The sequence below is a fragment of the Micromonospora sp. NPDC049089 genome, assembly GCF_040648775.1.
Classification (GTDB): domain Bacteria; phylum Actinomycetota; class Actinomycetes; order Mycobacteriales; family Micromonosporaceae; genus Micromonospora.
Window position 1 is genome coordinate 1 of sequence record NZ_JBEZEH010000257.1, and the last position, 8,623, is coordinate 8,623.

Here is an 8,623-nt window from a genome sequence, read left to right on the forward strand (position 1 = left end):
CGGCCTGCGGGGCTTCTGGTGCGTGCGGGGACGTGGTGCGGTTGGTGCCGGGGGCTTGTTAGCGCAGGTCGCGGTAGCGGATGACGATTCCCGGCGGCGTGGCGTGGTCCGGGTCGTGGACGCGGATGTCAGAGCGCGTGCGTTTGGCTAGGTACATGGCCTGGTCGGCCGCGTGCAGGAGGTCGCGGGGCAGCATGTCCGGCCCGGCGAGCGCGTAGCCGACGCTGGCGGTGACGACCACCTGCTGCCCGGCGATCTCGTACGGGAGCTCCGAGATGCGACGGTGGGCGGCCTCGGCGGCAGTCTCGACCTCGCCGTCGTCGCCGTGCACGACGAGGGCGAACTCGTCGCCGGCGAGATGCGCGGCCAGGGCTACCGATGGCCCGAGAGCCCTCAGGCGGCGTCCGACCTCGCGCAGCAGGTCATTGCCGTGCTCGTGGCCGTAGGTGTCGTTGACCTGCTTGAACCGGTCCAGGTCTATGAGGACGAGCCCGAGCGGTTCCCCGAGCGAGAACGTGGCCTCAAGGTGGGTCCACAGGGCCCGCCGGTTCGGCAGGTCGGTCGTGTCGTTGTGCGCGGCCAGCCGGTGCCAGTAGGACCGTTCGCGGTCGCGGGCAACTAGCGCCTGCCGCTGATGGTGAATGATGTGCCGCTGCCGGGCGAGCAGTGCCGCGGCGACGGCGAGACCGGCGATGACTCCGCCAGCCGCGGTGAGGTACGAGCTCAGGTGACACACTTGACGTCGCTCCTTGTCTGTTAAGGAGCACCGGGGCGGGCGTGGTTCCGCCAAGTTCGACGCCCGCCCCGGGCTACCAGCGGTAACGGGTCTGCTAGGTGGTTGTCGGGGCGAGTTGGAACGTCGCTGGCCTCTCGGCGATCTGAACGGCGACTCCGTCGGTGACGAGCTTGTGCACGGCGTTGACGACCGCGCCCGCGCTGGCCTTGGCCGAGTCGGTGCCCTCGTTCGCCTGGTCGATGGCCTTGCACAGTTCGCTGGTCTTGAACGGCTGCCCGGGATGGGCTTCGAGCACGTCGAGGATGGCCCCGCGCAGGCTGCCCTTGGACCGGCGCGGCTTCCCGCCACCTGACGCGCTCGGAGCCTCGGACGAGCTGCTGGGCGCAATGGATTCGTCGCTGTCTGTCGGGTCCAGACTGGGCCCGGGTTCTGTCTGACCAGACGCGTCGGCTGCGGGCGGATTCTCGGCGGCGGCCGGGGAAGCCTCGCTCGCCTCCGTTGTGGTCGGTGCGTCGGGGACGTGGTCCGGCTTGGCGAGTGGGTCCTGTAGGGCTGGCCGGTCCGCGTCGCTGTCCCGCGTTGGTGGGCGTTCGTCGTCCGGCTGGAGACTGGTCGACTCGTCGTCCGGTCTCGCCACCGAGGCGGTGTTCGCCTCCTCTGCCGGGCCGGGGGCCTCGTCCGGTCCGTGAGCCTCGTCGCCGTTGTCGTCCGTCAGTGCGGGGGGCGGGTCGCGCATGGCGTCAGTCGTGGTCGCCTGCGGGTCGCCGCTGTCGGTGCTGGTCGCCGTGTTCGGCAGGTGCCGCCAGAGCGTGCGGCCGTCGTCGGCGCGCAACGGAGCGGCCTGGCCTGCCTCTGCCAGGGTGCGAAGTCGTTTGGTGGCCGTCGAGTAGCCGACGCCGGCGCGCTGCGCGATCGCGGCGGCCGTGTCCTGGCCAAGTGCTGCCAGAGCGGCGGCAACCTTGTCGAGTGCGCTTGGCACTCCGGTCTGGTCGGTCGTGTTGTCCATAGGTCCTCCCTGTGGCTGCTGTTTGCGTTCGCCGAGATGTGGCGTGCACTGATCCACGCTTCGATGACGCCTCGTGATCAAGTGCGGTGACCGGATCTCGGGATGCCATCGACGCTCGGGGCCTGCCAGGCCCCGTGCTGGTCGGCGGTGCGGCTATGGCTGGCCGAAGACGCGGTCGCAGCGGCTCGGGTCGACCGGCAGCCACGGCAGGCCCCAGCCGATCCGGTACCGCCCGCCGGTGGGCTCTACGAGGTGGACGCCGCCGCCGAGGGACACCGGACGGGCGACGGTGAGGGTGTGTCCGTCAAAGCCGACGGTGCGCCAATCGCTGCCGACGTAGGTGGCCATCGCGTCGAACGTCTGGGTAAGGGCGATCACGGCCTCGTGGTCGAGGGCGAGTTCGAAGCTGCCGTTCCACCAACCGGTCACCGTCGCGAGGTAGCCCTCGTGGTAGCGGTGGAAGCCAGGGACCGGTTCGTAGCGCAGCCACCGACCGGAGAAGACGGCTGTGCTGCCCTGACGCGGCGTGTAGTCAGCACTCGTCCCTGCTGGCCCTCCGGCGGGTCGACATCGCCAGCGGTGGAGGAGGCACCGAGGTGACTCGCGGCCGTGACCTTGCGGGCGCTGGACCAAGCGACCCCTGATGCCTGCGCCGATTGGGCGAGCCAGTCGGCCGCGTCCTGCAACCATGCGTGGACGTCGTCGGCGGCGTCGATGACCTCGCTGCGCCCCTCGCTGTCATCGAGGCTGGCGAGGTGTGCCTGGCGGGCCTGGTCGAGGAGGTATGAACCTATCTGTGCGTGCACCCGGGCGAGCAGCCGAGTGCTGCGGTGCAGGTGCCCGATCAGGGATGCGACGTCGGAGGGTGCCGGCAGGGTGAGCAGCGCGCTGAACGGTCCGGTGGCTATTTGCAGCCAGCGGCTGAGGTGCTCGGCGGCGGTGATGGCGCTGCCCAGTCGGGCGGGGTCGGAGGGACCGTCGACGGCGAACAGGCGACTCAACTCGTCGAGCCAGGTGTTGGTCTGATTGTCGACCGGAAGCGGGTCGGCGACGAGGGCCGGCTGGGAGTCTTGGCCGTCGGCAGCCGCGCAGATCGGGCTGTTGTCCGCCAGATGCCACCACGGGATGCCCCCGCGGTAGGCGTTGGTCCAGTGCGTGGCGGGTTGGTCTGCCACCGGCTCATCGCAGACGGGGCAGATCGGAAGGTGGATCATGGAGCTATGTCCCTTCAGACAGAGTGATGACGGCGACCAGGGCCTGGTCGCCGACGGCTCGGTGAGGTGCGTAGGGGTGGGTGCCGGCGCTCGCCGGCGTACACGCAAGAGGGAAAGGGCGGCCGCCTCGCTGGCCGGCAGCGCAGTCAGCGCCCCTGTCAGGGGCGGCTGGCACGCCCGGGCGAGATGCGGCGGCTCGCGGGTGTCTGCCGACACCGCGAGCCGGTCGCCAGGATGATGAGCAGGGTGGTGCGCCAGTGCGTGGGGCGACCCGAAGCTGCGCGTGAGGTGCGCGTGGACGGCTAGCGGTTCGCGGCGCTGCGGCGCGGGGCGCGGACGCAGGCGGCGGCGAGGAGCTCGACCTCGCCGATCAGGACCATGACCCGGCCCGTCGGGCGTGTCTCCTTCTTGGCCCGCTCTGTCAGAGCGCGACCGCGAGCAGTCGCTGGTCGGGGTCGATGGCGGCGAGCAGCCGGTTGGCCTGTTCGAGGTAGGTCACCCGGTCGGCCATGGCGTCGCTGGCCGGGGCCAGCTTCGCCCCTTCGGCGGTGATCAGCGCGTCGCCCGCGAGGGCGGTCAGGGCGCTGTGGTGCTGGTAGGCCATGCAGCCGGCCTGGTACATCTCCAGTTCGCTGAGGCGGATCTGCCCGGCGCCGTAGGTGGCGGCGTTGTGCATCCGGATGGCGTTAACCCGGGGTTGATGGGTGAAGTCCGCCACGGCCGTGTCCCACGGGTACTGCTGCGGGTCCGCCAGGTGGCGGGCCTCGTAGACGTGCCACGGATTGGCGTTGCGGGTGCCGTGCACGGCGCGGCTGAACAGTTGGTGGCGGATGCCCGCCCCGACACCGGCGGCGTGGCGCATGCCGGTCAGGTCGAGCAGTCGCGCTGGTCCGCCGGCGCAGTAGGCCGGGCGGCCCTTGCGCAGTCCGAACATCTGGCTGCGCTGCCATAGGTGCAGGGCGGGGCTGGCCCAGAAGCGGGGCGACAGCGTGCCCTGCACGCCGAAGTTGCGGTCGAGCTGGTGTGCGGTCAGGGACTCGCGGGGCAGATCCCCCGGCACACAGACGATCATGGTGCGGATCGTCGCCGTCGGTGTGACAGCCGGCGAGGTGGCCTTCTGGGTCGAGTTCTTCGGCATGAGTAGTTCCTCCTTCGAGGGTGGACGCGTCAGGGCGCGCGGGGATCACCGGCCCACTAGTTGCGTGGGTCGGTTGCGGAAGAGGTGCGGGTTGGTGCGGTGCGACCTGGGGTCGCCGCGCGGCGCGGCGCCGACCGGCCCGGGAGGGGCGGGTGGGCGAGGCGCACCGGCAGGTGCGGCGGTGGTTCCAAGGTGGGACCGGAGCGGGGTGGAGATATATGAGGAGGTGTTAGTGCCGTGAACCGTAGCGGCCTGTTCTGTCAGGCCGATCCGACGAGTTGATCGCCGGAAAGCGGGGTTGACCTGCGCTGTGAGGCATTCCGGCTCATGGCGCAGCCGTCGTCGGCGCGGACGCTGTGAGCCTTCACGACTCTCACAGATGATCTCATTTACCGACAGACGTCGACGTCAGTCGGCCTGCTGAAGATGCTGGCTGAAGGCGGTCGTGTGTCGGGCGGGCTTGTCGGTTGCCCGGTGACGCGCCGATCGTCCCAACGGACATTCCTCGGCGACAGACGCTTGATACCACGAGAGACAATCGCTGAATGCCACCGCTCGGGTTGCCACAGGATCGAGATCTGCCGCTGTTCACCTATGGTTCACTGAGCCCCGGCGAGCTGGCTTCCGGTCTGATCGAGCCACTTGTCAGCCGGCACGTTAAGGCCACCGCAGCCGGTGTGATCAGAATGCGTGACGGCCTGCCGTTGCTGGATCCCTCGGCTACCGGGCGTGTCCACGGCTCTCTTCTGTTCTTTCCCGCGGACAATCTCGATGAGGCCTGGCAGATCGTGGCCAGCTTCGAGCCAGGTACCCAGTACAGGTGGAAGACGACCAAAGCCATCACTGAAGATGGCCGGAGCATCGATGCCAACGTTCTCGCTGGTAGGAAGCTGCAGAGCGGAGTTTCTGGAGATCCAGTACACGATTGGTCGGTCAGTCACGATCCAGTGCTTAGTGAGGGACTGGCTGAGGTTCGAAGGCTCGTGTTGGAGGCGGCGCCAAATGGCGTGCCGGCGCAACCGGATGCCCCCGATCTCTGGCGCCAGCACTTCCGCCTCCAGGCGTCCTACCTCTTGCTGTGGAGCGCCGTCGAACGGTACACGGCGCTCCGCTACGGGCCAGCGCTAGATCCCTGGCCTCGCGTATGTCGGTTGGACAGCGACCTCGCGTTTCAAGACGCGCTCAGGACCGCGAACGCCGAGCCCGGCAGCATCATGGACGGCCGAGACCCCACTGACAAGGTCACGTTCAAGCCGGACTTCACCGGTGGCGCTCGGTACTACTACCAAATTCGTTCGAACGTGTCTCACCGCGGGAAGGGCGCGTTTCGGGACGCACGCCTGGTGCTAAAGGCCGTTGTCGAACTGCATGACGCACTGATGGTCTTGCTGTCCCGGTATGTTCTGCCCCCCGTGCAGTCCGGCTCGAGTGAGGTCCGGTTACAGCACCTTGTGCCTATTGCTGAGCAGGCGTGACGGGCTCGCCGGTGTAACGAGGTGCGAACGCCGGATGGGAGGTGCTACCTATCGGTGGTAGCCCACAACTGGCCGGCGGTGTGAGTCTCTACAGGTCATCGAAGCGCTGTGGGTTGGTGACCGTTTCGGGGCCGTGGTCGCAGGGCAGCTCGTGCAGGTACCGGCGGTGGGTGGGGTCCGAGACGAGGGTCCACACCCGACCCGCCGGGTCGGGGCCGTGGACGGCGGTGGCGATCGGGCTGGCGGCGCGCAGTCCGGCGAGCACTGCGAGGAGGCTGGCCTCGCGGCGCCGGCTGGGGACCCAGAACAGCACGGGGTAGCGGGGGCCGAAGGTGGTGAGGCGTTCGTATCCGCGCAGCTTTGCCACGACCCGGGCGAGGTTCTCGGTGTCGTTGTCGTGCTCGAGGAAGAACCCGATCGACGTGTCATCGACGGTCCACACGCCGTGCCCGTCGGGGCGGATGCCGGCCTGGGCGTAGACGGTGGTGGCGTGCTGCTCGGACCACCAGCGCGACAGCTGGGTGTCGGGTGTGTGGCGGGCGGTGGCGATGAGGTCGGTGAAGAACTGGTTGGCGCCGAGCAGGTGGTTGACCTGGCCGCTGGCGGCGATCCGCCTAGCCCGCTCCAGCGAGCTGCGCGGCGCTTTGCCGCTGATGCCGGTGGGGTCGTGGTAGACGGTCGGGTGTAGCTGCAGTCCGACGGGGCCGAGGGTGTAGAGCAGCGACCCGTACCGGCCGTGGGCGCCGCTGCGGCCGAAGCGGTGCAGCACGTCGAGGCGGTGCAGGATCGTCAGCCGCCGTTGGGCGGTGCGCCGGGTGTCGAAGAGGGCGCTGGTGATTTGGTCGGTGGACAGCAGGTAGTGCTCGGCGAGCAGGGTCAGGAGGGCGTGGTCGCGGGGGACGATGCGACCAAAGACGGCTAGGGGATCGGGGTTGCGGGAGGCGGGCGGAACACGGGAGTACACGACGGTCGCTCCTGGGCAGGATGGGGTTCCCCTCCCGATCGGGAGGGGTGTCTGGGACGAGGGAGGTCGGTGCGGAGGGCCTGTCACGGGGTGTGTGCGGCACTGACAGCCCAGGTCAGCACTGTGCTGCGGATGCTTGGCGGTCACCGGTGACGATCCCGGCGACGACCCGGTGCGCGACCCGGGCGACGCCACCGTCTGACAGAGGAAGTTACCTCCGGTCGCTCTTCGGACGGGATCGACGGTCGTCGGGCTTGCGGCTGAGCCGTTCGACGAGGTCGTCGACGGCGCTGGTGTCCTGGCTCGGTACCGCCGCGGCGGCGGCCTGGCGGATGGCGGTCGCCTCCCCGACGATCGGCTTCGGCGGTCGGGTCTTCATGGTGAACGCCGGGGTTTGGCGGCCGTTGACGACCAGCCGTGCGGCGGCGGTGTACGCGTCGAGGTGGGCGAGGTCGTGCTCGCCCAGTTCCGGCAGGGTGTGCCGGGACAGGACTTTCGCGTCTTCCGGCGCGACGGTGAAGTAGATCTTGTTGCGGGCGTTGGCCGACGCCGCGGCGAGCAGGTCGCGGGGGAACTGGGCCAGGTCCTGGTGGGCGAGCACGAGTGACAGCCGGTACTTGCGGGCCTCGGCGAGCATCGTGTCCAGCGAGTTGGCCAGGGTGAGGAAGTTCTGGGCCTCGTCGATGATCAGGGTCGCGTCGCGGCGCCGGTCAGGTGCGACGCCGGCGCGGGCGGTGGTGGCCTGCCATACCTGCGCGAGGATCAGGGAGCCGAGCAGCCGGCTGGTGTCCTCGCCGAGCACACCCTTGGGGATGCGGACGAGCAGCACGCCGCCGTCGAGGACGCGGCCCATGTCGAAGCTCGATTTGGGGTAGCGCATGGTGCGTTTGACGAAGTCGCGCAGCAGGAACGCGCGCAGCCGGGCGAGGACCGGTCCGATGACCTGCGAGCGGAGGCTGTCGTTGAGGCTGTCGTACCACTGCCAGAAGCCGCTGAGCCCGGCCGGGTCGTCCAGGTCCACCGTCATCGCCGAGCGGAACTGGGGGCTGTTGAGCAGCGGTGGGATGTGTTGCAGGGTGACGTTGTTGTGGCGCAGCAGGGTCAGGCAGGCCACCCGCATGACGTCGTCCATCCGCGGTCCCCACGCCTTGGCGAAGATGTTCCCGAAGATCGACACGAGGTTGTCGACGACCAGGTCGGGGTCGTCGCCTTCGAGGGGGTTCAGCGTCGGCGGGTTGTCCTGATCGGGGTCGAAGAGCACGACACGGTCGGCGACGCCTGCGGGGAGCCGGTCGAGGATGTCCAGGACGAGGTCGCCGTGCGGGTCGATGACGACGGTGCCGCGGCCGGCGTTGATGTCGTCGAGGGCCATGTTGACCAGCAGCGTGGTCTTGCCGGAGCCCGTGGAACCGATCACATGCAGGTGATACCTCGCGTCCGCCACCGACAGCCCGACACTGTGGCCGCCGATTTCGGCGTCGCCGAGCATCTTCACCCCACGCCCGCCGCCGGGGACCGCGACCGGCGCCGGCATGGACGCGGCCCGCGCCCGATCGAGGCCAGGCACGGCAAGGTCGCGCGGCAGAGCCGCGAGGGCGGCGAGTTCCGGGGCGGAGGTGAGGAATCCGGGCCCGAGTCGGCGTGCGGCGAGGACGGCCACCGGGGCGGGCATCCGGGCGCGGTGGGTGAGCCTGTTGCGGCCGGTGTGGATGGCGAACGCCGAGGCAAGGGTGTCGGCGATGCCCCGCAACCGGCCCGTCGGATCGGCGCCGCCGCGCCGGTTGGTGGTGGCGACGGCGTACCGGATGCCGGTCTGCCACAGCGGGTGCGCTGTCTTGTCCAGGATCGCCCGGACGTCGCGCTCCACGGTGGGATCTCGGCGGGACGCGGGCACCGTAGCGCGGCCGGCGGGGCCGCTGCTGGGCAGGAACGCGTCCAGCAGCCACCGCAACGGCGCGGCCGGGTTGATCGCCGGTACGGCGGTGGTGCCGGCCCGTAGCCGCCCGGCCGCGCGGCGGGCCCGCGCTGGGCGGTCGCGCTGCCGAGGAACTGGTCTTCCACGAGCCGACCACCGGTGCCGGCAACGACAT

8 protein-coding genes are annotated in these 8,623 nt (G+C 69.8%); 1 reads left to right on the plus strand and 7 read right to left on the minus strand.

The genetic code is table 11. The annotated features are described in order from the left end of the window. Nucleotides 1–58: 58 nt before the first annotated feature. The 5 genes from AB0B48_RS29900 to AB0B48_RS29920 form a co-directional block, all read right to left on the minus strand. Entirely contained in the window at nucleotides 59–736 is a 678-nt protein-coding gene (locus AB0B48_RS29900; protein WP_357207303.1) for a GGDEF domain-containing protein, read from the minus strand. Between the two features lie 94 nt (nucleotides 737–830). After that, nucleotides 831–1,742, minus strand: coding sequence for a MarR family transcriptional regulator (locus tag AB0B48_RS29905; protein WP_357207305.1), 912 nt, complete (start codon nucleotides 1,740–1,742; stop codon nucleotides 831–833). A 153-nt stretch (nucleotides 1,743–1,895) separates the two neighbouring features. Beyond that, entirely contained in the window at nucleotides 1,896–2,171 is a 276-nt protein-coding gene (locus AB0B48_RS29910) for a hypothetical protein (RefSeq protein ID WP_357207307.1), read from the minus strand. Continuing rightward, nucleotides 2,168–2,917, minus strand: coding sequence for a hypothetical protein (locus AB0B48_RS29915; protein ID WP_357207310.1), 750 nt, complete (start codon nucleotides 2,915–2,917; stop codon nucleotides 2,168–2,170). Before AB0B48_RS29915 ends, AB0B48_RS29910 begins: the two co-directional genes overlap by 4 nt. A gap of 460 nt (nucleotides 2,918–3,377) precedes the next feature. Then, entirely contained in the window at nucleotides 3,378–4,094 is a 717-nt protein-coding gene (locus tag AB0B48_RS29920) for a hypothetical protein (RefSeq protein ID WP_357207312.1), read from the minus strand. Between the two features lie 545 nt (nucleotides 4,095–4,639). Between AB0B48_RS29920 and AB0B48_RS29925 the strand changes: the two genes are divergently transcribed. After that, nucleotides 4,640–5,569: a hypothetical protein gene (locus AB0B48_RS29925; protein WP_357207314.1), complete on the plus strand. Its 930-nt coding sequence runs from the start codon at nucleotides 4,640–4,642 to the stop codon at nucleotides 5,567–5,569. Nucleotides 5,570–5,657: 88 nt separating this feature from the next. On the opposite strand, the gene AB0B48_RS29930 is transcribed toward AB0B48_RS29925, so the two are convergent. Both AB0B48_RS29930 and AB0B48_RS29935 read right to left on the minus strand, forming a co-directional pair. Continuing rightward, entirely contained in the window at nucleotides 5,658–6,533 is an 876-nt protein-coding gene (locus AB0B48_RS29930) for a replication-relaxation family protein (protein ID WP_357207317.1), read from the minus strand. 211 nt (nucleotides 6,534–6,744) lie between these two features. Then, nucleotides 6,745–8,623, minus strand: a 1,879-nt coding sequence (locus AB0B48_RS29935; RefSeq protein ID WP_357207319.1) for an ATP-binding protein, incomplete at its 5' end; no start/stop codon positions are given.